The organism is Marinobacter sp. L-46 (assembly GCF_056859535.1).
The window spans coordinates 87,607-114,025 of record NZ_JBSXOP010000077.1 but is presented as its reverse complement, the minus strand read 5'-3'; the positions used below and the strand labels follow the sequence as shown (position 1 = coordinate 114,025).

At 59.1% G+C, this 26,419-nt stretch carries 22 protein-coding genes and 1 pseudogene; 3 read left to right on the top strand and 20 right to left on the bottom strand.

Annotated elements, in window-relative coordinates; genetic code table 11:
* Positions 1–24: 24 nt before the first annotated feature.
* The 9 genes from trpA to leuC all read right to left on the bottom strand — a co-directional run bounded on the left by trpA (position 25) and on the right by leuC (position 11,365).
* Entirely contained in the window at positions 25–834 is an 810-nt protein-coding gene (gene trpA, locus AC13DJ_RS13730; protein WP_094624052.1) for a tryptophan synthase subunit alpha, read from the bottom strand.
* A gap of 17 nt (positions 835–851) precedes the next feature.
* A complete protein-coding gene (trpB, locus tag AC13DJ_RS13725; RefSeq protein ID WP_244177307.1) occupies positions 852–2,048 on the bottom strand; it encodes a tryptophan synthase subunit beta in 1,197 nt (398 codons plus the stop codon).
* Between the two features lie 4 nt (positions 2,049–2,052).
* Positions 2,053–2,682: a phosphoribosylanthranilate isomerase gene (locus AC13DJ_RS13720; RefSeq protein WP_474539104.1), complete on the bottom strand. Its 630-nt coding sequence runs from the start codon at positions 2,680–2,682 to the stop codon at positions 2,053–2,055.
* On the bottom strand, positions 2,679–3,587 hold the full coding sequence (truA, locus tag AC13DJ_RS13715) for a tRNA pseudouridine(38-40) synthase TruA (protein WP_482933490.1): 909 nt from the start codon (positions 3,585–3,587) through the stop codon (positions 2,679–2,681). The genes AC13DJ_RS13720 and truA overlap by 4 nt, the downstream gene beginning before the upstream one ends.
* 87 nt (positions 3,588–3,674) lie before the next feature.
* Complete coding sequence (locus tag AC13DJ_RS13710; RefSeq protein WP_482933489.1) at positions 3,675–6,635, bottom strand: FimV/HubP family polar landmark protein; 2,961 nt, start codon at positions 6,633–6,635, stop codon at positions 3,675–3,677.
* A 313-nt stretch (positions 6,636–6,948) separates the two neighbouring features.
* Complete coding sequence (asd, locus tag AC13DJ_RS13705) at positions 6,949–8,064, bottom strand: aspartate-semialdehyde dehydrogenase (protein WP_289101738.1); 1,116 nt, start codon at positions 8,062–8,064, stop codon at positions 6,949–6,951.
* A gap of 126 nt (positions 8,065–8,190) precedes the next feature.
* On the bottom strand, positions 8,191–9,264 hold the full coding sequence (gene leuB / locus AC13DJ_RS13700; protein ID WP_022991172.1) for a 3-isopropylmalate dehydrogenase: 1,074 nt from the start codon (positions 9,262–9,264) through the stop codon (positions 8,191–8,193).
* 17 nt (positions 9,265–9,281) lie between these two features.
* On the bottom strand, positions 9,282–9,929 hold the full coding sequence (leuD, locus tag AC13DJ_RS13695) for a 3-isopropylmalate dehydratase small subunit (protein WP_058340841.1): 648 nt from the start codon (positions 9,927–9,929) through the stop codon (positions 9,282–9,284).
* 17 nt (positions 9,930–9,946) lie between these two features.
* Positions 9,947–11,365, bottom strand: coding sequence for a 3-isopropylmalate dehydratase large subunit (leuC, locus tag AC13DJ_RS13690; protein WP_199457586.1), 1,419 nt, complete (start codon positions 11,363–11,365; stop codon positions 9,947–9,949).
* 489 nt (positions 11,366–11,854) lie between these two features.
* Between leuC and AC13DJ_RS13685 the strand changes: the two genes are divergently transcribed.
* Positions 11,855–12,736: a LysR family transcriptional regulator gene (locus AC13DJ_RS13685; RefSeq protein ID WP_482933488.1), complete on the top strand. Its 882-nt coding sequence runs from the start codon at positions 11,855–11,857 to the stop codon at positions 12,734–12,736.
* A 24-nt stretch (positions 12,737–12,760) separates the two neighbouring features.
* A pseudogene (locus tag AC13DJ_RS13680) lies at positions 12,761–13,475 on the top strand (ATPase, T2SS/T4P/T4SS family).
* An 8-nt stretch (positions 13,476–13,483) separates the two neighbouring features.
* Here AC13DJ_RS13680 and AC13DJ_RS13675 read toward each other — a convergent pair.
* From AC13DJ_RS13675 to AC13DJ_RS13630, 10 genes are all read right to left on the bottom strand, one after another.
* Positions 13,484–14,626, bottom strand: a complete 1,143-nt coding sequence (locus AC13DJ_RS13675; protein ID WP_482933517.1) for an MFS transporter — start codon at positions 14,624–14,626, stop codon at positions 13,484–13,486.
* Positions 14,627–14,644: 18 nt separating this feature from the next.
* Positions 14,645–15,739, bottom strand: coding sequence for a chorismate synthase (gene aroC, locus AC13DJ_RS13670; RefSeq protein ID WP_474539095.1), 1,095 nt, complete (start codon positions 15,737–15,739; stop codon positions 14,645–14,647).
* Positions 15,740–15,776: 37 nt separating this feature from the next.
* On the bottom strand, positions 15,777–16,682 hold the full coding sequence (prmB, locus tag AC13DJ_RS13665) for a 50S ribosomal protein L3 N(5)-glutamine methyltransferase (protein WP_482933487.1): 906 nt from the start codon (positions 16,680–16,682) through the stop codon (positions 15,777–15,779).
* Between the two features lie 84 nt (positions 16,683–16,766).
* Entirely contained in the window at positions 16,767–17,963 is a 1,197-nt protein-coding gene (locus AC13DJ_RS13660) for a patatin-like phospholipase family protein (protein WP_094624065.1), read from the bottom strand.
* Positions 17,964–17,966: 3 nt separating this feature from the next.
* The gene (locus tag AC13DJ_RS13655) at positions 17,967–18,776 is read right to left on the bottom strand and encodes a DUF4892 domain-containing protein (RefSeq protein ID WP_227508260.1); all 810 of its coding nucleotides are present in this window, start codon (positions 18,774–18,776) and stop codon (positions 17,967–17,969) included.
* Between the two features lie 94 nt (positions 18,777–18,870).
* The gene (locus tag AC13DJ_RS13650; protein WP_482933486.1) at positions 18,871–19,791 is read right to left on the bottom strand and encodes an alpha/beta fold hydrolase; all 921 of its coding nucleotides are present in this window, start codon (positions 19,789–19,791) and stop codon (positions 18,871–18,873) included.
* 12 nt (positions 19,792–19,803) lie between these two features.
* Complete coding sequence (locus tag AC13DJ_RS13645; RefSeq protein ID WP_022990106.1) at positions 19,804–20,154, bottom strand: PilZ domain-containing protein; 351 nt, start codon at positions 20,152–20,154, stop codon at positions 19,804–19,806.
* Positions 20,155–20,213: 59 nt separating this feature from the next.
* Entirely contained in the window at positions 20,214–21,245 is a 1,032-nt protein-coding gene (gene holB / locus AC13DJ_RS13640) for a DNA polymerase III subunit delta' (protein ID WP_482933485.1), read from the bottom strand.
* Positions 21,238–23,334, bottom strand: a complete 2,097-nt coding sequence (locus AC13DJ_RS13635) for a transglutaminase TgpA family protein (protein ID WP_482933484.1) — start codon at positions 23,332–23,334, stop codon at positions 21,238–21,240. The genes holB and AC13DJ_RS13635 overlap by 8 nt, the downstream gene beginning before the upstream one ends.
* A complete protein-coding gene (locus AC13DJ_RS13630) occupies positions 23,331–24,359 on the bottom strand; it encodes a DUF58 domain-containing protein (protein WP_482933516.1) in 1,029 nt (342 codons plus the stop codon). Before AC13DJ_RS13630 ends, AC13DJ_RS13635 begins: the two co-directional genes overlap by 4 nt.
* Before the next feature lie 251 nt (positions 24,360–24,610).
* Between AC13DJ_RS13630 and AC13DJ_RS13625 the strand changes: the two genes are divergently transcribed.
* Positions 24,611–25,225 (top strand): hypothetical protein, encoded by a 615-nt coding sequence (locus tag AC13DJ_RS13625; RefSeq protein WP_022990102.1) that lies wholly within the window; start codon positions 24,611–24,613, stop codon positions 25,223–25,225.
* Between the two features lie 134 nt (positions 25,226–25,359).
* Here the strand turns inward: AC13DJ_RS13625 and AC13DJ_RS13620 are convergent, their stop codons facing one another.
* Positions 25,360–26,385 (bottom strand): DUF6160 family protein, encoded by a 1,026-nt coding sequence (locus tag AC13DJ_RS13620; protein WP_482933483.1) that lies wholly within the window; start codon positions 26,383–26,385, stop codon positions 25,360–25,362.
* Between the last annotated feature and the right edge of the window lie 34 nt (positions 26,386–26,419).

Below are 26,419 nucleotides of genomic sequence, written 5' to 3'. Positions count from 1 at the left end.
CTTTGATGCCTGGACGCCGTTAACTCAGGAGAGACTGTCCAGAGCCTCGCGCATCGGGTGCAACAGATCGGTCAGAGCCTTACGAAGACCGTCCGGATCTGTCTGGTGTCGGGCTATTGTATCCACCAGCACGCTGCCAACAATTACACCATCGGATACTCTGCCTACTGCGGCGGCAGTTTCCGCATCGCGGATACCAAAGCCGACACCCACCGGCAGAGCGGTCAGTTCGTGCACATGTGCTACTTTCCGGGCCACTTCGTCGACGTCGATGGTGGCAGAGCCGGTCACACCCTTGATAGAAACATAGTACACATAGCCGGAAGAGTGCTCACTGATTGCCCTGATTCGTTCATCCGTGGTGGTCGGCGCCAGCAGGAAGATCGGATCCAGCTTGCGCTCGGCGAACAGCGGGGCCACCTGATCCGCTTCTTCCGGCGGCAGGTCTACCGTCAGCACGCCATCAAGGCCCGCATCGGCAGCTGCATCGGCGAACGCCTCATAACCCATGGCTTCCATGGGGTTGAGGTAGCCCATCAACACGACCGGCGTGTCACTATCGGTTTTCCTGAACTCTTTCACCATACCCAGCACATCGCGCAGCGACGTGTTGAACTTCAGCGCCCGTTCACAGGCCAGCTGGATAACCGGGCCGTCTGCCATCGGGTCAGAGAACGGCACGCCCAGCTCGATGATATCGGCACCGGCCGCCACCAGTGTGTGCATCAGGCCCACGGTCTGATCCGGGTGCGGATCACCGGCCGTGATATAGGGGATCAGGGCCTTCCGGCCCTGCTCTTTCAGTGATTTCAGTACACCTTCAATTCGGCTCATGCCTGCTCCTGATACCTTCAGATCTCGATGCCATCCAATTGGGCAATGGTGTGAATATCTTTGTCGCCACGACCGGAGACATTGATGACCAGCATTTGGTCTTTATCCATAGTAGCAGCCAGCTTGAGTGCGTAGGCCACCGCATGGGCAGACTCCAGTGCCGGCATGATACCTTCAATACGGGTCAGTTTGCGGAAACCGTCCAGTGCTTCTTCATCGGTTACCGAAACGTAGTTGGCGCGGCCAATATCCTTCAACCAGGAATGCTCGGGCCCTACGCCCGGATAGTCCAGGCCTGCGCTGACCGAATGGGTGCCGGCAATCTGGCCATTTTCGTCTTCCATCAGATAAGTACGGTTACCGTGCAGTACGCCCGGGCGGCCGGCACACAGGGGTGCGGCATGCTGGCCGGTTTCAATGCCCAGGCCACCGGCTTCCACGCCGTAAAGCTCAACAGATTCGTCGGTCAGGAACGGGTAGAACATTCCGATTGCGTTGGAACCCCCACCCACGCAGGCTACCAGGGCATCCGGCAGTTTGCCGGTTTTCTCCAGCGACTGGCGACGGGTTTCACGGCCGATTACAGACTGGAAATCGCGAACCAGCAGCGGGTACGGATGCGGGCCAGCCACGGTGCCGATGATGTAGAACGTCTCATCCACGTTCGCTACCCAGTCACGCATGGCATCGTTCATGGCGTCTTTCAGGGTCTTGGTGCCACTCTCAACGGCATGTACCGTGGCACCCAGCAGTTTCATCCGGTACACGTTAAGGGACTGGCGCTTGACGTCTTCAGAGCCCATAAACACGTGGCATTCGAGACCCAGACGGGCACACACGGTAGCCGTGGCCACACCGTGCTGGCCGGCGCCGGTTTCCGCAATAATGCGTTTCTTGCCCAGGAAGCTGGCCAGCAACGCCTGGCCGATTGTGTTGTTTACCTTGTGGGCGCCGGTGTGGTTCAGGTCTTCCCGTTTCAGCCAGATCTGGGCACCACCGGTTTCCCGGGTCAGGCGCTCGGCAAAGTAAAGAGGGCTTGGACGGCCAACATAGTCCGCGAGATCCTTGTCGAACGTTGCCTGAAACTCAGGGTCGTCTTTCAGGCGCAGATACTCCCGCTCGAGCGTCATCAGGGAGTCCATCAGGGTTTCCGATACAAACCGGCCACCAAAGGCACCGAAGTGGCCTTTCGCATCGGGAAGCGCCTTGAGCATTTCTTCAGTCAGTTTTACAGACACGGTGAACCTCTTTAATGAATTCGGATAGTTTGGTGGCGTCTTTCCTGCCTTTACTCTGCTCTACCCCACCACTCACATCGACAGCCCATGGCCGTACCTGCTCGATAGCGCTGGCTACGTTAGCAGATGACAAACCACCGGCCAATATCAGGGGCAGCGGCCGTTGTTCCGGAATCAGCTGCCAGTTGAAGGAATGACCTGTACCGCCGTAACGGTCCGGATCCCAGGCATCCACCAGCAGACCACAGGCATTCTGGTAGTCCACGAAGGCCTGTTCGATCTGGCCGGCTTCCTGAACCCGGACCGCTTTAATCCAGCGCCGGCCGAAAGAGGCGCAGAATTCCGGCGTTTCGTCGCCGTGAAACTGCAGCAAGTCCAGCGGCACCTGTTCAAGCACCTGTTTGACGAACGCTGGCTCCGGATTAACGAATAGCCCGGTCAGCGTGACAAAGGCCGGAACGCTGGCCGCAAGTTGTTTTGCCTGCTCTGCAGAGACAGCCCGGGGGCTCTTGTCGAAAAACACCAGGCCAATGGCATCTGCACCGGCGCGAATGGCCGCTTCCACATCCTCTGGCCGGGTCAGGCCGCAGATCTTAACGCGGGTTGTCATGATTCCGTTACCGGCTGTTTCGGGTGAATATGGCTTGGCGGAATGGGCTGATTCGCCTCGACTGAAAACCAGGGACTGGCGAAACCGGGCCCGCACAGGGCTTTCGGAATACCATACCCGTCAGGATACCCCACATCCACCAGATAAAGCCCGTGTGGCGGTGCAGTGACCCCGGCAAGCTTGCGATCCCTTGCCTCAAGCACGTCGCCAACCCACTCCACCGATTCCTTTCCTGTGCCCACATCCATCAGGGCACCGGCTATATTCCGAACCATATGGTGCAAAAACGCATTGGCCTGCACATCAATTACGACATAACTGCCGCTTCGGGTTACCGAAATCCGCTCCATGTAACGAACCGGCGTACGGGACTGGCAGCCGGCTGCCCGGAATGAGGTGAAATCGTGCTCGCCAATAAGCGCCTGGGCGGCCTGGTGCATTCTGTGCTCGTCCAGCGGGCGAAAGTTCCAGCTCACCTGCCCTCGCTGGATTCCCGGCCTGACCGCGTGGTTGTAGATGATATACCGGTAGCGGCGGTAAACCGCAGAAAAACGGGCATGGAAGTCATCGACCCCGTTGCCGGCCCAGTGCACGGCAATGTCGTCGGGCAAGGCTGTGTTCATACCCATCACCCAGGACCTGAGGTTGCGTACCGAGGGAGTATCAAAATGGGCAATCTGAAAACTGGCATGCACCCCGGCATCGGTCCGGCCGGCACATACCAGGTCCACCGGATGATCAGCCACCTTTGCCACAGCCTTTTCCAGTTCGGCCTGCACTGATCGCACGCCGCTTTTCTGGAACTGCCAGCCATGGAAGTGCCGGCCGTCGTACTCAAAGGCAATGGCAACACGGCCGTTACCGATGGCGTTGTCTGTGGTCAGGGGTTGTGGAGTAAGAAACAAGGGTCAGCCCGGAATGATGTCTTCTGAAAAACAAAGCGCCGGCACAAAGGCCGGCGCTGTTGCCACGATGGAACTGATTATAACGGATCAGGAAAGATTTTTAAGGAGCTCCTGCGCCTCGGCTTTCTGATCATCGTTACCTTCCAGTGCAACTTCCTCCAGGATGTCACGGGCACCGTCGCTGTCACCCATCTCGATGTAGGCACGGGCCAGGTCGAGCTTGGTGGCAGCCTCATCGGTGCCGGCCAGGAAATCGAAGTCGTCGTCTTCAAGATCGCTTTCGTCGATATCCAGCCCGGTAGCGGGAGTAATCGCCTCGTCTGACGCGCCCTCTTCCGGCATTTCCGGAACTTCTGCGTCAGTGTCGGACGCCTCAGCCTCAGGCTCAACATCCGGCAAGTCGCCAAGAGGCTCTTCTTCGGTCTCCAGTTCCTGCAGGGCGTCTTCAAGACCCAGTTCTTCGTCGACCTCCGGGCTCTCGCTGTCTTCGGAGAATTCTTCCATCAGGGCCAGGTCTTCGTCGGAAACGTCCAGCTCCAGCTCATCAAGGGAAGAATCTTCAAGGTCCAGCTCTTCCAGGGAGTCATCCTCGCTGGATACTTTCTCCAGCTCGGCATCCAGCTCGTCCAGGAAGGATTCGTCCAGCGACTCACCCTCGAGGCCGAGGTCGATCTCTTCTTCAGCAGGCTGCTCGGAATCCAACTGGTCCAGGCCGGCATCTTCAGCGTCCAGTTCGAAATCGGAGAGATCGAATTCAACGGAATTGTCGTCTGCAGCGGCTTCAAATTCATCCGCCTTGAGCTCATCAGACAGGGACCAGTCTTCTTCCGGCTCCTGCTCCGGTGTCTCGAAAGAAAGCGCCTGCCCCGGTTCGTTATCCGCCAGACTGAAGGAATCAGAACGCAGCTGGGACTCCAGGTCATCAATGCTGGGCATGGACTCCGCTTCGTCCAGACGGCTGCGAATGGCTTCCGCTTCCTGCAGGGCGGACTCGTCTTCCAGCGCCGCTACTTCACCGTACTGCTTCTCGAAGGCATCACGGTCCTGGTTATCTGCATAGACAGACAACAGCTTCAGTCGCAGGTCTGCACGGCTGGGCTCGCGGGAAATTGCGGTTTCCAGGACTTCGATGGCCTGATCGTTACGACCGTAGGCAATGTAGGTCTCGGCTTCTGTCAGCGCATCGGCAGTTTCTTCCTGGTCGCTGCCGGCACCAGCCGCTGCGGGGCCAAGGTCTACCGAATCATCTGCTGAATCGTCTTCACCACGATTGAACTCATCATAGAAATCCTGCTCGCGCTTGGCGTTTTTGCGAGCCACCAGAAGCAGAAGCAGGAGCAACAGAATCAGGCCACCACCCAGCGCAATCTGGTACATCGGGTTGCCCAGAATGGTGTCCATCAACTGACCAAAGAAGCCTTTCTCTTTGGCAGGTGCAGTCTGGGACGGCTTGGGCTGAGGCTTGGTTTCTTTCTGAGCCGGGGCTACAGCCGCTGCAGGGGCGACAGCTTCAGCAGATTCTGTCGCTTCTGCAGACTCGGCGTCAGCACCAGACTGTTCAGCTGTATCAGCACCCGTTACGTCAGGCTGGCCAGAACCAGATGCATCGCCGCCGGTCGCGGGCGCCTCGGCGCTTTCACTATCGCCTTCAGCAGCACTGGCTTCCGCTTGCTCAGCGGCACCAGCCACTGCGGCAGTCGTGTCCGCGCTCCCTTCAGCCATACCAGCCTCAGTATCAGCACTTTCACCTTTCTGAGCCACAGCACTCTCGCCGGCCTGAGTCGCCGGTTCTTCTGCGGCAGCAGACTCCGTGGCCGCGGCGGTTTCACCATCAGCATTGGCATCCGCACCTGCGGCACCGGCCTGGGCACTGTCACCCTCGGCCGCGAGCGCCGCAGCAGCAGCTTCTTCCTGGGTCATACCCTGAAGTTCCGCCAACTGGCTATTCTTCAACTCGAGCAGGCGTTGCAGGGTCTGAACCTGTTCCTGCATATCCTGCAGGCGACTGGACAGTTCTTCGTTTTCACGACGAGTCGCATCCAGCTCTTCCATGGCAACGGCATTACCGGCGTCTGCACCACCAGCCTGTTCGCCATCTCCACCGGCTGAACCGCCTTCGTCATCGGTACGGGGAGAGGTTTCTTCCTCGGCTACCAGCAGTTTCAGTTCGTCGGTGCCGGCATTTTCAGCAGTCTGTGCCGGGGCCGTTTCAGCCTGGGCGGTACGGGTTGCATCAACAGGGCGCGGAGACTGGAATTCCTCGTTCTGTCGGGCAACAACACGATTGGCCTCGGCCTTGGTGCGGCGCTGAATCTGATCGAGGGTCGGTGCACGAAGTACCTGACCGCGCTTTAGCTTGTTGATATTGCCGTCGATAAACGCATCCGGATTGAGATCCTGGATGGCCAGCATCATTTGCTGCATGGACACAGAACTATCCGGCCTCATGCGCTGGGCAATCGTCCAAAGCGTGTCAGACGGTCCCGTCGGGCCAAAGCTGTCAGGCTGATAGCCCCGGGCCGGCGCTCGCTGAACAGCCGCCTCACGACGAATCGATTCCGCACTGCGAGTGGTGGTTTGACGTGCCGGCGCAGATGCCGCCGACGATACAGGCGCGCTCACCTGCTCCCGCACACCGGATTCCTCGGCATAAACCGGGGGATCAACCAGAACCGCGTATTCCCGCATCAGGCGACCGTTGGGCCAGGTCAGCTCCAGCAGGAAATTCAGGTATGGTTCACGCACCGGTTCACGGGACGACACGTTGATGGCAAGGTTGCCATCGGAGCCCGTTACCACCTCGAACTTCAGTTTGCTCAGAAACTGGTTCCGCTCCAGGCCTACCCGTTGATAAGCAGACTCCGGTGCCACATTGACGAATACATCACCCGGATCTACACCCGCACTCTGTCTGAGTGAGATTTCTGCGTCCAGGGGCTCATTCAGCCAGGACTGCAGTTCGATTTCACCGAGTCCCAGGGCCTGTGCCATGCCGGAGCCAAGCCCTCCCGCCAGCGCCAGGGCAACCGCAAGCTTGCGTACCTTCATGCTTTTTCCTTTCCAGTCTCCGTTATTCGTTACTGCTGACTTTCAACAGAATCGGACGAGGTTGGATGACGTTTCGTCTTGTTATTTCTCGTTTTTATATCGTAAGTCTAACTATGGTGGGGAAAGTATTGATGATAAGTCCCCTTTTATCAATCAATCAGCTGCAATCCTTGCACTGATTCCTGACCTGTCGGGCGGAACTCCTTACTGCCCTTGAAAATAACAGGGGCGGACGCTGAAATCAGCCTCCGCCCCCGACCGGTTTGCTGAAAACCGGACACAGTTGGCATTAATTGCCCCTGCGTAACATTTCTTAACGCTCTTGCAGAATCCGCAGCATGCGGCGCAGCGGTTCAGCGGCGCCCCAGAGCAGCTGGTCACCCACAGTGAACGCTGAAATGTATTCCGGCCCCATAGCCAGTTTCCGGATGCGCCCGATGGGAATACTCAGGGTACCGGTCACCTTGGTCGGGGTCAGTTCCTGCATGGTGGCGTCACGATCGTTCGGGATCACCTTCACCCAGTCATTGCCCTTGGCCAGGATGCCTTCGATCTCAGAAACCGAAAGGTCCTTCTTGAGCTTGATGGTCAGCGCCTGGCTGTGAGAACGCATGGCGCCAATGCGCACGCAGATTCCATCAATCGGAATCGGATTATCGCTGCGACCCAGAATCTTGTTGGTCTCAACGCCCGCTTTCCACTCTTCCTTGCTCATGCCGTTATCGAGTTGCTTGTCGATAAACGGAATCAGGCTGCCCGCCAAAGGCACACCAAAGTGCTCGGTGGGGAAATCGCCGGAACGCATGGTGTCGGTCACCTTGCGGTCGATTTCCAGGATGGCGGATGACGGATCGGCCAGTTCAGATTTCACGCTCTCGTTCAGGGCGCCCATCTGGTTCAGCAGTTCACGCATGTTCTGGGCACCAGAGCCGGAAGCCGCCTGGTATGTCATCGGGGAAACCCACTCGATCAGGTCCTGCTCCAGCAGGCCACCCAGGGCCAGCATCATCAGGCTCACGGTGCAGTTACCACCAACGTAGTCCTTCACGCCTTTATCAAGGGCGGAGTCGATCACGTTACGGTTAACCGGGTCCAGCACGATCACGGAATGATCCACCATCCGCAGGGTGGATGCGGCATCAATCCAGTAGCCTTCCCAGCCCGCATCACGCAGCTTCTGGTAAACCTCGGTGGTGTAATCGCCGCCCTGACAGGTCACGATCACATCCATGCCTTTCAGGGTATCGATATCAAAGGCGTCCTGCAGAGGAGGAACACCTTCCTTGCCTACGTCCGGGGCCGGCTTCCCTGTTTGGGAAGTGGTGAAAAACACCGGATCGATATCGGCAAAATCGTTTTCTTCACGCATGCGCTGCATGAGGACTGAGCCTACCATGCCACGCCAACCTACAAGTCCAACTCGCTTCATGTGCGACCTTTGAACCTCACATTATGCCCGCCCATTACCGTTATCGCTGGCAGGGACAGGATGGATGATCCCGCAGCGGCAGCATCGCGCCGCTGTCGGGTCTCGGTTTGCCGGATCAAGCCTGGCTTAAAGTGCGTTCAGTACCGCCTCACCCATTTCGCGGGTGGAGACCTTCTGGCCGCCGTCAGACATGATGTCTGCGGTACGCAGGCCCTGATCCAGCACCTTGCTGACCGCCGCTTCAATCGCTGCTGCGGCTTCTTCCTCATTCAGGCTGTAACGCAGCATCATGGCTGCACTGATGATGGTGGCCAGCGGATTGGCAATGCCCTTACCGGCGATATCCGGTGCCGAACCGTGGCAAGGCTCGTACATGCCCTGCTTTTCAGAGTTCAGCGACGCAGACGGCAACATGCCGATAGAGCCGGTGAGCATAGCCGCTTCGTCAGAAAGAATATCACCAAACATGTTGCCAGTCACAATCACGTCGAATTGCTTCGGCGCACGAACCAGCTGCATGGCGGCGTTGTCCACGTACATGTGGGACAGCTCCACATCGGGATATTCCCGCTTCAGGTCTTCCATGATTTCCCGCCACAGCACGGTCACTTCCAGCACGTTGGCTTTGTCTACGGAACACAGTTTCTTGCCCCGTTGCTGGGCCGCTTCAAAAGCAACCCGGCCAATCCGGCGAATCTCGGATTCTGTATATTGATAGGTGTTGTAACCCTGACGCTCGCCGTTCTCCAGCTCACGCACACCACGGGGCTGGCCGAAATAGATACCACCGGTCAACTCGCGCACGATCAGGATATCCAGCCCGGAAACCACTTCCGGCTTCAGGGAAGACGCAGACGCCAGCTGCGGGTACAGAATGGCCGGGCGCAGGTTGGCAAACAGCTGCAGGTTAGAACGCAAACCCAGCAACCCCTTCTCCGGGCGCTTGGCCATCGGCAAGCTGTCCCACTGGGGGCCACCTACGGCGCCCAGCAGAATGGCATCGGCCTTGCGGGCCTTCTCCAGGGTCTCGTCCGGCAGCGGAGTATCATTAGCATCGATGGCCGCACCACCGACCAACGCGCTGTCAAAACTCAGACCAAGACCAAACTGCTCATTAACCTTGTGCAGAACCTTTTCTGCCTCGGCAACAATTTCCGGACCAATGCCGTCACCCGGCAGAAGCAATACATTACGGGACATATCCAAATCCTTGTTAATCAGTTTCCAGCGTTAAACAGCCAGGGAGCCGTCTTGCGGCGAGCCTCTTCGTAGGCGCGAATGGTATCGGCATCTTCCAGCGTTACACCAATGTCGTCCAGACCATTCAGCAGACAGTGGCGACGGAAGTCATCCACATCAAAACCAAACGACTCGCCAGACGGCGTGGTCACGGTCTTGGCTTCCAGGTCAACGGTCAGCTGGTAGCCCTCGTTCGCTTCGGCTTCCTTGAACAGCTTGTCGACAACTTCTTCATCCAAAACAATGGGTAACAGGCCGTTCTTAAAGCAGTTGTTGTAGAAGATATCGGCAAAGCTCGGGGCAATGATCACCCGGAAACCGAAATCATCCAGCGCCCAAGGCGCGTGCTCACGGCTGGAACCGCAACCGAAGTTGGCCCGGGCCAGCAGTACACTGGCGTTCTTGTAACGGTCCTGGTTCAGCACAAAATCCGGATTCAGCGGACGGCCAGCACAATCCTGGTCCGGCTTGCCTTCGTCCAGGTAGCGCAGTTCATCAAACAGGTTCGGGCCAAAGCCCGTGCGCTTGATGGACTTCAGAAACTGCTTGGGAATGATCATGTCCGTGTCCACATTGGAACGGTCCATGGGGGCTACAATGCCCTGGTGTTGCGTAAATGCGCGCATGGTCTCTCTCCTGTGGCTCAGTGCATCAATTCACGGACATCGACGAAGTGGCCGGTTACCGCCGCTGCGGCAGCCATGGCCGGGCTCACCAGGTGGGTACGCCCACCAAAGCCCTGACGACCTTCGAAGTTCCGGTTGGAGGTAGACGCACAATGCTCGCCCTGCCCCAGCTTGTCGGCGTTCATGGCCAGACACATGGAGCAACCCGGGTCACGCCATTCCAGACCCGCCTCGATAAAGATCTTGTCCAGACCCTCCTGCTCCGCCTGCGCTTTCACCAGTCCAGAACCCGGAACCACCATGGCCTGCTTCAGGCTCGGCGCCACCTTGCGGCCTTTCACCACAGCGGCGGCTTCACGCAGGTCTTCAATCCGGCTGTTGGTGCAGGAACCGATAAACACGCGATCCAGCTGGATATCGGTAATCTTCTGGTTCGGCTGCAAGCCCATGTACTTAAGCGCGCGCACAATGCCTTCACGCTTGATGGGATCGTCTTCCTTCGCCGGGTCCGGCACATTGCCGTCGACTCCGGTTACCATCTCCGGAGATGTACCCCAGCTCACCTGCGGCTGGATAGCCGTGCCGTCCAGCTCAACCACCTTGTCGAAAACGGCATCGTCGTCGCTGTGCAGAGTGCGCCAGTATTCAACGGCCTTGTCCCAGGTCTCGCCTTTCGGAGAGAACGGACGGCCTTTCACATACTCGATGGTGGTGTCATCCACCGCCACCATACCCACACGGGCACCGCCCTCGATGGCCATGTTGCAGATGGTCATACGGCCTTCCATACTCAAACCACGGATCGCCTCACCACCAAACTCGATGGCGTAACCGGTACCGCCAGCGGTGCCGATCTTACCAATGATGGCCAGAACCACATCCTTGCCGGTCACACCCGCGCCAAGCTTGCCGTTCACCTTCACTAGCATGTTCTTCATCTTCTTCTGAACCAGGCACTGGGTGGCCAGGACATGCTCAACTTCAGAGGTACCGATACCGTGGGCCAGGCAACCAAAGGCGCCGTGAGTAGAAGTATGGGAATCACCACACACAATGCTCATACCCGGCAAGGTCGCACCCTGCTCCGGCCCGATCACGTGCACGATGCCCTGGCGCTGGTCCTTGATCTTGAATTCCAGGATCCCGAATTCGTCGCAGTTCTTGTCCAGGGTTTCCACCTGGGTGCGGGAAACCGGGTCCACAATGCCGTCGATGCCCCGATCACGATCGGTGGTCGGCACGTTATGATCCGGTGTCGCGATGTTGGCATCAATCCGCCAGGGCTTGCGGCCGGCAATGCGAAGGCCTTCGAATGCCTGCGGTGAGGTTACTTCGTGCAGCAACTGACGGTCGATGTAAATCAACGCGGAGCCGTCGTCCCGCTGTTTGACCAAATGGTCGTCCCACAATTTGTCGTATAAAGTCTTGCCCGCCATGGTTCTCTCTCACTCTCTGGGGGTTTCTGTTTCTACCTTGGATGGATCTATCTTACTCTTCCGCCTGACATAACCTCAATTCATCTTTTTCATCCATCGCATTCCCTTTGGTTATGCTCTATATTCCAGGTAATCCGGAGTTTGGCGTTAACTTCGATCCAACTCCGTGCCGGGCGCACGTTGGTGGGGTCCGCTTCCCAAAAGGCGCTCAAGCCATCCATGGGCGCTTGTCTCCGGCCATCCATGGCCTCCGAAACTTTTGGGAAGCGGACCCCACCAACGCGCTCGAAACGCCGTGCAAATGCCCACACCAGACGGCCTATTCAATTGTCCGCGGAGCGGCTTCAGGGCCCCCTCCCAAAAATGTGCGGAGCCATGGATGGCGGAGCCCAAGCGTCACACGGACGTGCCGAAGGAGCGTTTTTTGGGAGGGGGCCCTGAAGCCGCTCCCAGCTCCCCAACAAGAGGTAAGAAGCAAGGGGGTACATAGTGGATCCAAACGCACTGAAGGCATTCCTGACAATCGTAGACCAGGGTTCCTTCTCGGAAGCCGCAGAAGCGCTGCACCTGACACAGCCGGCTATCAGTAAACGCCTTGCGGCCCTGGAAAACCAGCTGGGCACCAAGCTGATAGAACGCGGCCACCGGGAAATCCGTGTCACCGAAGCCGGCGCCAGGCTGCTCCCCCACGCCAGACGCATCCTAGACGAAATCCATAACGCGCGTATGGCGTTATCAGCCGACGACGGCATCATCAGCGGAGAACTCGAAATCATCGCCAGCCACCACATTGGCCTGCACCACCTCCCGAACTGGCTGCGACGGTTCGTCAGTGACTATCCGGAAGTAACGGTCAGCCTGCAGTTTATGGAATCCGATGCCGCTTACAGTCAGATGCTCAAACGTAACGCAGAGCTGGCGTTTGTCACACTCAGTGACAGCATGGGAAGCGAGTTCGTGGTATACGAACAGTGGTCTGATCCTATGGCCTTTGTGGTGGGCGCCGGCCATGAGCTTGCAGTGGGTAAAAACGCCAGTCTTGAAGACCTGGCCCAGTATCCCGCGCTACTGCCAGACACCACCACGGCAACGTACCGGGCGGTCAGCCGTTTGTTTCTGGAAGCCAACCTTCCGCTCAAACAGCAGATCCCCACCAACTACCTTGAGACCATCAAGATGATGGCCAGTGTAGGCCTTGGCTGGAGCGTGTTGCCGGTGAGTATGGTGGATGAAAGCCTGCACCAGCTGGATACCGGGTTTCCGGTCAGCCGGGTGCTGGGGGCGGTGGGCCTGTCAGGCCGGCATCTGAGCCCGGCGGCGACCGCCCTGCTCGGTATTGTTCATGACGAAGAAGCAAACCAAACAACCTGATCCGGATAAACAACGGGAGACAAGATGGGCTTTGATGATTACCTGAAAATCCTGGCCAAGCACGATGGCTCAGACCTTTACCTGAGCACCGGTGCTCCGCCCTGCGCCAAGTTCCACGGTACCCTGAAGCCGATTGACCGAATGCCGATGCCCTCGGCCTGCCGCCGATCCTGAAAGACGTGGTGATGGCCAAGCGGGGCTGGTGCTGTTTGTAGGGGCGACCGGCTCCGGTAAGTCCACCTCCCTGGCGGCGCTGATCGACCACCGTAACAGCAATTCTGCCGGCCATATCATCACCATTGAAGATCCGGTGGAATACATTCACCGGCACAAGAAGAGCATCGTGAACCAGCGGGAAGTAGGCGTGGATACCCGCAGTTTCCAGAAAGCCCTGAAGAACACCCTGCGCCAGGCGCCGGATGTGATCCTGCTGGGCACTCCCACTATCAGCGAACTGATCCTGCGGGGCGAGATCGACGGCATCAAGGAGATCATGGAGAAGTCTGCCAACCTGGGTATGCAGACATTCGACCTGGCCCTGTTCAAGCTCTGGCAGGAAGGCAAGATCAGTGAAGAAGAAGCCCTGAAGAACGCAGATTCCGCCAACAACCTGCGCCTGCGCATCAAGCTGTACGGCCAGGATGGCTCGTCGGCGAAAGACAGCGCCAGTTCCGGCGGCCCCAGCGGCAGCGGGCTGTCATTGCAACTGGAAGACGACGAGGAAGATCCGGATCAATAAACCCCGGGTCAGGCTTCTTTCGGCGGGGGCTGCAGCCCCCGCCAGGTAACCAGGATGGCAACGGCCATTGCGACGGCACCGCCCCAGAACGCGGCCGAGGTGCTGTAGCCATCCACCAGGAACCCAGACATCCAGGCCCCGAGCGCGCCACCGGCGCCGAAGGTCAACCCGCTGTACAGCGCCTGCCCCTGCCCGTGGTGATGTTTGCCGAAGAAGCCCTGAATGTACTGCACCGAAACCGCATGCAAGGCGCCGTAAGACGCCGCGTGCAACAGCTGGGCAAAGATCAGCACCGGCACAAGCCCGGTGAGTTCGGCAATCAGCCCCCAGCGAATCATGGTCAACACCAGCGAGCCGATCACAATCTGGCGCACGGTAAACCGCGTCGACAGCCGGTGCATGACCAGGAACAGCCCTATTTCGGCAATCACCCCCAGTGACCACAACAGGCCGATCGACAGCTTGCCGTAGCCGTGTTGTTCCAGGTGAATACTGAAAAACGTGTAGTAAGCGCCGTGGGACACCTGCAGCAGGAAGTTCATCAGGAAGAAGGCCACCACCGCCGGATGGGTAACGATGGCTTTCAGGCTGCCTTTGGGAGCAGACTCTTTGCGTTCACCCCGTTCGGACGGCACCAGGAAGGCCGACACGGCAATGCCGGCGAAGACCGGCAGCAACAGCCAGGGCAAATAGCGAATCGGCACCAGTTCCAGCAAGCCGCCTACCAGCGCCACCGCACCGATAAAGCCCACCGAGCCCCACAGCCGAACCTTGCCGTAACGTTCTTTTTTTGAACCCAGCACCCGCAGGGTGATCACTTCATACAGCGGAAGAATCGCGTTCCAGAAAAAGGTAAACGCGAACATAACCAACAGCAGGCCGTAAAAGCCGGGCTCCAGAAACACTCCGGCAAAAAACAGGGAACCGGTGATGGCACCGAAGCGTACCAGCCTTACCCGCTGGCCTGTGCGGTCGCCCAGCCAGCCCCACACGCTGGGGGCCACTACCTTGGTCAGCTGAATGGTCGCCATCAGGGTGGCGATCTGCAGATAGGAAAAGCCCTGCCCCTCCAGGTAGAGGGACCAATAAGGCAAAAGCCCTCCAAGGAGGGCGAAGAACCAGAAGTAAAGGTTAGACAGCCGCCAGTAGATGGTAGCGCCTCCCGGTTATCAGCGCTGGCCGAGTACCGGCGTATCGACGCTTACATCACCATTCTGGCCGCGATGGCGCAGGTAATGATCCATCAGCACAATGGCCATCATGGCTTCGGCAATCGGCGTGGCCCGGATACCCACACAGGGGTCGTGCCGGCCAGTGGTGATCACTTCCACCGGGTTGCCATTCACATCGATACTGCGGCCCGGCAGGCGCAAGCTGGATGTGGGTTTCAGCGCAATACTCGCGACAATGGGCTGACCGGAGGAAATGCCACCCAGCACGCCGCCGGCGTGGTTAGACAGAAAACCTTCTGGGGTCATCTCGTCCCGGTGCTCCGTACCCTTCTGCTCCACGCAGCCAAAACCGGCGCCGATTTCCACACCCTTAACAGCGTTAATGCTCATCAGGGCATGGGCCAGGTCGGCATCCAGCCGGTCAAAAATAGGCTCGCCCAGCCCGGGCGGAACACCGTCGGCCACCACGTTGATGCGGGCACCAATGGAGTCGCCCTCTTTACGCAGCGCGTCCATGTAGGCTTCCATTTCAGGCACCTTGTCGGCATCCGGGCAGAAGAACGGGTTCTGGTGTACCTGGTCCCAATCCAGCTTCTCGATCTTGATGGGGCCCAGCTGTGACAAGTAACCCCGAATACGAATACCCAGACGCTGCTCCAGGAACTTGCGAGCCACGGCGCCAGCAGCCACCCGCATGGCGGTTTCCCGGGCCGAGGAGCGACCGCCGCCACGATAATCACGCACGCCGTATTTGTGGGTGTAGGTGTAATCGGCGTGGGCCGGGCGGAACTGTTCGGAAATCTTGGAATAGTCCTTGGAACGCTGATCGGTGTTCTCGATGATCAGGCCAATGGGCGTACCGGTGGTTTTACCCTCGAACACACCGGACAGAATCCGCACCTCATCCGGCTCCCGGCGCTGGGTGGTATGGCGGGATGTGCCCGGCTTGCGCAGGTCCAGGTCCTTCTGCATATCCGCTTCAGACAGCTCCAGCCCGGGAGGGCAACCGTCAATAATGCAGCCCAGAGCCGCCCCGTGGCTTTCACCGAAGGTGGTTACGGTAAACAGTTTTCCAAAAGTATTTCCGGACATAATTCAGCACTTTATAAAGGTTTTATAATAAATTACTTCAGCTGTTTCTGGCCTGCCATTCACGCAGGTCCCGGGCCGTGACCAGGAACACACCGTCGCCGCCATTCTCGAACTCCAGCCAGGTCAGCGGCAGGTCCGGATAGGCATCGTCCATCGCGCCCCAGGAGTTACCCACTTCCACAATCAGCAGGCCGTCTTCGGTCAGGTGATCGGCGGCACCGGCAATGATGCGGTGGGCAATATCCAGGCCGTCGTCGCCTGCGGCAAGGCCCAGTGCCGGCTCATGCTGGTATTCTTCCGGCATGTCCGCCAGGTCTTCCGCATCCACATACGGCGGATTGCTGAGGATGACATCATAGCGGCCCTCGATGTTGTCGAACACATCCGAGCGAACCGTTTGTACCCGCCCTTCCAGGCCGTGCATCTCGATGTTGGATTCGGCAACTGCCAGCGCATCTTCAGAGATATCCGACAGGTCTACTTCTGCCTCGTCAAACACCGTCGCGGCGCCAATTCCGATACAACCGCTGCCCGTGCACAGGTCCAGAATGCGCTGAACGTGCGTGCCGCCAAGCCAGGGCTGCAAGCCGTTTTCCAGCAGCTCTCCCAGTGGTGACCGGGGCACCAGTACCCGCTCATCTACGTTAAAGGGCATGCCCATGAACCAGCCTTCGCCCAGTAAATAGGCAATGGGCACACGCTCGTTAATGCGCCGCTCGATACGCTCGATGATCACCTCCCGCTCGCTGCGGGTCAGGCGCGCATCCAGGAACAGGTTGTTGTTTTCCAGCGGCAGGTGAACGCTGCGAAGCACCAGTTGCACGGCTTCGTCCCACACGTTATCGGTGCCATGGCCAAAGTACAGGGGCGAGGCAGCAAACCGTGAGGCGGCATAGCGCAACAGGTCGCGAATAGTCTGCAGGTCATCTACGGGGCTGGTCACAAAGTCGGTTTCCTGGTCGGTAAGTTTCAGCGCGGCATTATACGCTGATTAGGCCGATGGCTGCAGCTTTCCGCCCGCCTGCCATCACAGCGCCAGCGGGCCGGAACTGCTGCGACTGGCCTCAAAGCGGTCCAGGGCCGCGGTCATACGCTCACGCCCCAGCTGGATCAGCTCCGGCGCTTTGTGGAAGTCATAGCTACGGGACGCGTTCTTGGGAATGTTGATCAGCAAGTCCGGCGGATAACCGGCAATCTTGTACTGCACCAGGGCGCTCTGCATGGTTTCGATGGTCAGGTTCATCACATCAAACTTGCCAATGCCCAGCTTGTCCCAGTCGATGGTGTCGTGCTCTTCCCGCTTTTCCGCATCCGGGTGGTCGGCAGGCACCGGAGCCTTGGCCTTGGCCTCAATCGCTTTTTCCTGCGACTTTTTGGCAATCTCCCGGCTGATCTTCTGTTCCGGTGTTTCGTCCTCACTGCCCTTGCGGTTGGTGAGCGCTTTCAGGGCATCCCAGTCGAACCAGCGGGAAGCTTTGTCCCGGAGCGCATCCATCCACTCTTCCATATCGCCGCCGGTATCTTCTGCAGGCGTCAGCGCTGCGTCCGGAATTCGCTGGAGTTGCTCTTCCTCGCCCGCCAGGTTGACCGCCATAATCAGGTCTGCGTGGGCAGAGATGGTGGGAATAATCGGTAAGGGATTCAGCACCGCACCGTCCACCAGCACACGGCCGTCCAGCACCAGCGGGGTTACGACGCTGGGAATCGCGATGGACGCGCGAATGGCCTTGTCCAGGGGCCCTTCCTGGAACCAGATCTCCTTATGTGCCAGCAGGTCGGTCGCTACGGCGGTAAAGGGAATCGGGAGGTCTTCAATGCGGGTATCACCCAGAATTTCCCGCACGATGGAAAACACCTTCTCGCCCCGGATGGCACCGATGGAGCTGAAGGTAAGGTCCAGCAGCTTGATCACATCAAACTGCCCTAACCCGGTTACCCAGTCTTTGTACTCTTTCAGCTTGCCGGCGGCATACATACCGCCAATCAGGGCGCCCATGGAGCAGCCGGAAATCGCAGCAATCTTGTAACCACGCTCTACCAGCACCTCGATTGCGCCAATGTGGGCATAGCCCCGGGCGCCACCGCTACCCAGGGTCAAGGCAACGGTCTTGCCCTTTCCGGTCTTGCGAACATTGCTGCTGGCAGGCGCACTTGCAGGAGAAACATCAGAGCTTTTTATGACCGCACTGGCGCCGTTATCAACCGGTTTATCCTTCTGTGCCATGGCTTACCTCTTGATCACCAATACTTCGACACGATCACCACGACGATCCGGGTCTTCCACCTGCACCACGGGCCCTACCGTGACAATTCGAATCTGGCTGCGGGAGATTCCGGTTTTGCCCAGCACCTCGGCCAGGGCATCACCTGCCTGCCGGGCGCGCTCCAGGGCCGCCTCCAGACGCTCGCCGTCCTGCAGGGAGGAGAACGCGGCCAACACCACCTCGGCGCCCTCATCAGCCGCCCAGTCGGTCAGCCTGCGCCGGTCATCGGCACTGAAATCAAACCGATAGGTAACGCCACCGCTCCAGGGCACCACCACCGGCCCCTTCATTCGCCCGTTTGACGCTTCAAAGCCCGGAATGGACGCACCTGCGCCTACCTCCAGCTGCTCCACCCACACATACTCCCGCAGGTTACCGCGAGTGACGGTATACACCAGCGTGAGCCACTGGGTGCCGTTCTCGTCTTCCACTGCAGCGGCCACGTAATCCTGGCTGCCGTCACGGCCCAACAGGCGGGATTGCTGGAAAATCTGGTTGGCCCAGACGTTGTTGCGACCGCACTGGATACCGGAACACTGGTACAGAACGCTGGCGCCCCTGGCCCGGAGTTCCGTCAGGTAATGGTCCAGTGCAGCCTCGCGACTGGCATCGCGGTTGATCTCGAACAGCTGCCCCTGGCCAGACACCGGCAGGCGCGCCATTACATCGGAACGGATTTCGTTGCGAATCTCCCGCACCGGGCTGAACAGCACCAAGTGGCCGCTGGATTCAATCGCTGCGGTGTTCTGCAGCGACGATTGCGAGAACTGCACAGGGGCCTGCGCAAGAGCGTTTGCCTGGACAGCACCGGCAGACGCAAACAGAACTACGGCCGCCAAATATCTCAAAAAGCCACTGCTGGATCGGTTAAACATCAAAAAGAAACCTTTTTATGGCATCACTGACTGGCGTGGTATCGCCATCCAGGTGACAGTGGTGGCCGCCGGGAACATCCACCGTGGTCAGCTCCGGAATCAGCGCCGCGCGCTGGTCCAGCCCCTTCCGGTAAGTCAGCAGGCCTTCCTCGGCACGCACAAACAGCGCCGGGGTTTTAATGGCCGCCAAAGAGGCTTCCACCTGTTGCTCTGTCATCATCAAAGCCGTGGGGTGCCGCAACCTTGCATCGGTCTGCCAGACATACCCCACCCCGTAACTGCGCATGTTCCGGGGCACCAGCAAGCTGGCCGCCTCGGCACTCAGGGGGCTGAGGCCTCCCTCGCGAATTCGTGCTGCGGTTTCCACATCCGGATAGATCGCCGGCGGTGCCGAACCGTTACGCTTTTTCTGCAATGCCCGGCGCAGCTGGGGAATGGCTTCTTCCGCCGGGCGGCTAAGCGCCCCCAGGCTGTCGATCATCACCAGCCGCCGAACCCGCTCCGGAAAGGCCGCTGCGTACAAAGCACATACGATGCCGCCCAGAGAATGGCCGACCAGGTCTATCGGTTCTTTTTCGCTGTGCGGAAAATGGCTGTCGATCAGTTCGGAAAGGTCGGCCACATAGTCCATCAGCCAGTAGCTGTACCCCGACGGCCGGTGGCCGGACTGGCCGTGGCCTGCCATGTCGATGGCGTGGACCGGCGCATGGGCGGCAATTTCCGGCGCAAGGCGGGCAAAGCTCATGGCGTTATCCAGCCAGCCGTGCACCATCAGCACAGGTTGCCGGGTGGCTGCTTCGCGGGGCGGATGCCAGCTCAGGCCGGCAAGGGTGATGTTCTCGAGTGGCCAGTGCGCCTCCCGGCAGTCGGCCGGAACTTCGTGCCCACTGTCGGGTAACACTGTGTCATTCATGCAAGGCAGGTCCTACATGGTGTGGGTGGGGCGATCAGAGCTCAGGGAGCCGGCCAGGTAAGATTCAATCTTGGTGCGGGCGGTTTCATCATCACCGTTGAACTGCACACCAATACCGGCAGCCCGGTTGCCCTGGGCACCTTTCGGGGTAATCCATACAACCTTGCCGGCCACCGGGATTTTCTCCGGCTCATCCATCAAGGTCAGCAGCAGGAAAACCTCGTCGCCCAGCTGGTACTGCTTGTGGGTGGGAATGAACAGGCCACCCTGCTTTATGTACGGCATATAGGCTGCGTACAGCGCGGCTTTGTCGTTGATAGTCTGGGTCAGAATACCACTGCGTGCTCCGAATCCGGGCCCCATATCAAACACCTTCTTTTTTCTGATATTTCGCAATCATAGCAGCTGTTAACCGCTAAAGCTCAACCTGCGGCGCGCTTTCTGGGCATCAAATCACGCCAGGCAATCAACAGCTGGCTGGCCTCCAGTTCCGGGCTGGCATTATACACGGCGGCCTCCCGGCTCTGCCGGACCCGATCCAGCAATTCATGGGCCCGCCAGGGCGGATTGCTGCGGGCCAGGAACATCAGCATGTCTGCCGCTTCGGTATCATTGGGCTGACCGCCGGCGCTGCACCGGGCCAGGTCGGCGGCCCAGCTTTCGAACAGCCAGAGCGTGTCTTCCAGGCCGATGGTCTTGAAGCACTTCGCCGCATCACCCACGGTGACCTGGCCTTTCATAAACTGCTTGAAGGCCTCGAACGCCTTGTCCCGCAACCCCGGAAACTCTCCGGTGGCATAGTCCAGCGCCAACCTCGGCGCATTACCCGCCAGCATCAGGCTCTTGGCCAGCACCTCGGCTCCGGGGCGCTGATCTTCCTCCAGCCCGGATACCTGCGCCGCCAGCCAGTTCTGGGCCTGTTCTTCCGCCGGCACCGGAATGGTCAACGCCTGGCACCGGGAGCGAATGGTGGGCAGCACCGGCCGGCCACTTTCCTGCAACAGCAGCAGGGTGACATCCGGCAGCGGTTCTTCCAGGGTTTTCAGCAGGGCGTTGGCGGCATTGATGTTCAGCAGGTCTGCCCGGTCGACAATGGCCACCTTGTGATGGGCCACCTGGGGCGAACCCACGGCAAAGGTCGACAGTGCCCTCACCTGGTCCACCTTTACCATGCGGGATTTCTCCGGCGCGTAGATTCGCAAATCCGGATGACTGCCCGCACGCAGCAACTCACACTGCTTGCAGTGGCCGCAAGCCACCAGGTTGCCATTGCCCAGGTCTTCCCGGCGATCGCACAGCAACAACCCGGCAACAGCCTCGGCCCAGGCACGCTTGCCCACACCCCGTTCGCCGGCCACCAGCAAGGCGTGGGGCAGCCGGTCTTCCGCAAGCCGGTGCTGAACCGCGTGCCAGGCCTTGGTCAGCCAGGGCATGTCTTGGGCGATATCACTCATTGGGTGGAGTCCGTATTTCGGGTACTGGTTCCGGGCCATTGCGCCGTTGCCGCTTCATGGTGCGCAGCAACCGCTTCAAACGGCGGGTATCGTCGGCAGAGGCCGGCGCAGATGAAGCACTATAGTAATGATTGTTCACGGCCCGGGCAAAGACCCGCGCCGATTCAGACACAGCGGGAACCGCCCGGGACAGCCTTTGCGCCAGCGCCTCCGGAGTTTCACCAGCCCGCACCGGAACACCCACCTGCTCACAGAACCGGTGCCAGCTGCTGACCACCCGGCGGAACGCATCCTGCCGTGCGCCCCGCTTCACGCCCAGGGCAGACACCAGGCCGGCCACCAGCAACGCCAGGCCCACAATACCTGCAGTCAGGTAGCCCAGTTCCTTCATACCCACGCCACCGGGCAACCGGGACATCAGATCCATCTGGCTCTGGCCCTGATAACCCACCACCCAGCGCTGCCATTGGTAGTTGATGCGGTCCAGCTGTAGTGAGGCCCACTGCAACACCTGCAGATCGCTGTAACGCTGAGGCGAGATCAGTTCGTTCTCCAGGAATGAACCTTCGTCTGCCATGGCGTCCCGCAGCCCGGATTCAATCCGGCTAGGGGCGATGGCGGCAGTAGGATCAACCCTCACCCAACCGCGCCCTTCAAGCCACACTTCCACCCAGGCGTGGGCATCGTACTGGCGAACAATGTAATACTCGTTGTTGGCACCGGCGTCGCCGCCCTGGTAACCCACAACCACCCTTGCCGGAATACCCGCTGCCCGGAACACAAAAGTAGCTGCACCGGCATAGTGGGCACAGAACCCCCGCTTTTCATCGAACAGCAGTGCATCAATGCCATCTTCCGGCATGGCGGGTGGCCGCAGCGTGTAGAAATACTCCTGCTCCCGGAACCGGCGCATCAACTCCATCACCGTTTGTTCCGGGCTTAACTGCGAACCCAACTGCTGCGCCAGTTCCCGTGCCCGGGGGTTGCCCTGAGCTGGCAGCTGCAGGTATCGGCGTTGTTCCAGCGGTGACAACCCCTGCACTGCGCTGCTCGCCGCCACATTGCCCAGAGCCATCCGATAGCGCACAGAGCTGTCTGCCGGGCGCCGGAAACGGAACAGGTTTTGCTCTGCCTCTACCACGTTATCCGAGACAGCTTCGGAGCCATCCAGGGCGAACGCCCAGCGCTGGTCGGTAGGCTCCAGCAGCACATCGTACTGGTTCGGTTCCAGCGCCCCCACGCCGCCATCAATGGCTACGCGGCCCGGCCGGAAGAAACGCTCGGAATCGCCCTGGCGCCAGGTTTCGCCGTCCAGCCGATCCAGGATCAGCCCGCGCCAGTATCGGTCACGGTAATCCGGGGCATCACCACCGAAGGTCACCCGAAAGGCCCGTTCGCTGCTCTGGGCCAGGTTGGAGATATCGCCCGGGCGCATGGTGTCCGAAATCCCGCTCCGGGCCTGGCCAGACACCATGGGCACACTCCACAGCGGCGCCATGCGGGGGAAGAACACAAACAGCAGGATCACCACCGGCAGGGTTTTCAGCATCAGAAGGCCAAGGCGCTTCCAGCCCCGGCCGATGGCATTGGGCAGGTCCGGGGCGTTGATGGTTTGCAGCCCCACCAGCAACAACGCAATCGCCACAAAGTTCACCAACGCCCAGAGAATGTCCTGCCGGAACAGGAAGTTCACCGTGGCCAGGTACACCAGGATGAAGAACAGCACATAGAAATCCCGGGCACTGCGGGTTTCCAGCCATTTCAGCCCCACCGCCAGCACAAAGAACGAGGCGGCGGTATCCACCGTAAAGCGCCCCTGAACCGTGGCAATGTACACCGCCATCAGGATCAGCATGATACCGGTGCGCAACCAGCGCCCGGGCAAACGCACCCGCCCAATCTGCGCCAGCCAGCGCCAGCCGGCCAGCACCACACACGCGGCAATCAACCACACCGGCAGTCGATCCCACTGGGGCACAAGCAATACCGCAAAGGCCGCAATCAGCCACAGCAGGGCCTTACCGGGAATGGTTTCTTTCGGCGGGTCTTCGCGGCCACTGAACAGGCCAAAAGGCAGGGAAAGCTTCATGCCGCACTGCCTCCCCGTGCTGCCCGATCCAGTTTCCTGCGGGTACCAAAGGCCCTGGCATTCTCATCCCGGGGCTTTTCCTCGCCCCAGATAGCCAGCGCCCGCAGGCAACGTTCCACATGCACCTTGCCGGAATCCGGCTCGATCACCTCACCGGGCAGGTTCAGGCCAAAACGGGCGCCCTTGGCTGCCCGGTCCTGCACCAGCCAGGCCAGGTAACTCAAGCGCAGTTCGTTATCCACGCCGGGAAACGCGGCAAAATCCAGCCAGTGCGGGCTGCCCTGCTTCGCCTCCCAGTCTGCCACCACCATTTGGCCGGAACGGGCAAAGCGCTTCCACATCACCCGGGGGCTTAAGTCCCCTTCCCGCCAGGGCCGCAAGTCCGCTTCGTCCTGCCCGGCTGTTTTCGCGGCCGCCGCGTTCTCCGGGCCATCCTCCAGGGTACTGAGTGCTTCCGGCGCCGCTAATGGCCGGGGAAACACCAACCCGGCCGATGACGGCCGCACCCAGGACCAGGCCTTCAGCAAACCAAACGGAAACCGGGTTTCAATACGCACCCGGTCCGGGCGCAGATAGCCACGCCAGGCGGAAGGGACTGGCAGGGTGACGTCTTTCGACTCCCCGGCTGGCACATGAATACCCTCAACCCGCGAGTCCTCCACCGACAGGCTGATCGACAAGGCATCGTCCTTGCCACTGCTGAGCCGGAACCGGAATGGAATCTCTTCACCGGCCACACCTTCCCCCACCTGAATGAGGGCAAGCGTCAAGCCGGACAGATTGCGATGGGTCTGATGCATGGCCCCCACAAACAGGGCGCCCAGCATGAAAGCAAGCAGGTAAATCAGGCTGTTCTGATAATTGATGCCGGTAATCAGTATGATCAGCAACAGAATGCCGAACACCACGCCGGCGCCGGTGGGCAGAATGAAGATGTTTTTCTGGCTGAACAGAACGCTGTCTGCACGGGGAATACGGCGGTTGATCCAGCGGCTGAAACGACGGCCAACAGATTGTTTTATCATGCCCATCAGGCCGGAAGACTCCTGAAAAGTTCAATGCAGTTTACGGACTATGAAACCATATCCACAGTGTTTTTATAACTGTACTCCGTAGGGGAAGATTCTGATCACAATACCGGCACTTTCCGGTTGAAATCGTGTCAGACAAACCGAATACTGACAAAATGAAGCGCATAGCCTGAATGCCCTGAGTTCGGCAGTCCTCGCAGTCTCAGCAGCGCCTCTGCACACACCGGTTACCCAAGAGGCAACTCATGATACGTCGCAAACTGCTTGCCGCTGCCATAACGGCCGCCATCGCTGCTCCCGCCACCGCGGGCGTACAAACCATGACGTCTGACGAAATGGTGGAAACCTACGTAGAAGACTCCGCCGTTATCGTGGTACCCAAAGACCAGCAGAAGTCCGAGGCGGACCGCCAGCGCATCATCCAGGCCCTGACCATTTCCCCGGGCGAGCCGGTTGTCACCGAGGCAGAAGAAGAAGCCTACCGGGAAGCCCTGCAACGCTACCTGGAAGATGACCGCAAAGATTCCTTAACCGACGCCGAAGAAGAGTTCCTGCGCCGTGCCCTGCTGCTGCCAGTCGACGAACTGGCAAGGGTCCAGCCACCAGCCGAATTCCGCCCGGACATCCCCCAGCTGATCTTCGGCCAGCAACCGGAAATCCCGGACGAACCCTTTACCCAGACCTTCCTGAACGACCAGCTGGGCATTGGCTTCGACGGCCAGAACCTGAATTTCAGCATTGGCAACCCGCCGGGGATAGACCGGATTAATATTCCGCAGGGAATTAACGAAGGGCCAATTAACCTGACGCCGCGACCTGGGGGTGGGTTTGATCTTTCTATTCAGGTGCCGGACCAGTAAGGCCTGATAGCAACTCTTACGACTAATGAAAAACGGCAGCCGATGAGCTGCCGTTTTTTGTGCCTGCGTGTTCTGCAGAACCAAAAACGCCCCGCCGAGGCGGGGCGTTGCACCAGTTTTGGTGTCAGGTCGGATTAGCGACCGTAGACTGCCAGACGGGTGTCGGAGACGTGCAGGTTATCAATGCCGATGGTACCGATATTGGCGCCGCCGATATGGGTTTCAGCGATGTTGATATCCATCAAGACATCATCAATATCTACACGCAGGACATCCTGCTTGGTGCCGTTGAGATTGTCGCCCTTGTAAACATCTACGCGAGCAATCGCGAACGACTTACCAAGAGCACCAGATGCAAGTCCTACCAAACGATCCTCAAGATCCGCGTCTTCGCCAGCCGGGTCACGCAGCAGGCCAGCAAGCTGCTCCGGAGTAAGATTCTCACCACCTTCATCATTCACACCACGGATGCTCATACCCTTGATACCAACACCCATGAACTCAACGTCAAAGTCCATTTGCTCAACAGTGAAAGCAACGTCCAAGTTCAGCGTTCCGGTACCGGCTACGCCATTAACGTCGTCGGTGTCCACACGGATATCCAAGGCACCCAACAGACCCCATGCATCCATATTGGAAACCAGAGTGGTTTGCTCACCCGCGTTGCCGCGAAGTTCCATGGAGTCCGCAGTCATACCCCAGTCAATTGGCATGTAAGATGTTGAACCATCAGGGTTTTTCACCGGCTCTCCCGTGTCGGGATCAAGTTTTGGCTGAAGTGACCCAACGTGAATAACAGCGTCACCGTCATCCGCAACATCAATATCAATCTTCAGGTTATCCAACAGGCCACCGGCACCCGTCGCAGCGGCATACTGGGCAGCGCTTTCAGAAGCACTAACGGTTGCACCACCAAGATCGATACCACTAACAGCGAAAGTACCTCCAGCAGTTCCATCATCCCCGGAGCCAGCATGACCATCAGTATCTGTGTACGTAAACTCACCAATGCTCACCCGGGTTTCAAGTTCAATGGTCACACCAGCCTGGCCGGTGACATTTCCCATCGTGGAGTCATCCAGGGCTTTCAGATCAGCATTTGCAGCAAACGGAGCTGCGGCGATCGCGGTAACCAATGCAATTTTTTTCAGGCCTTTCATTCTTATCTCCTCATAAACTCATTTTGTTGTTATC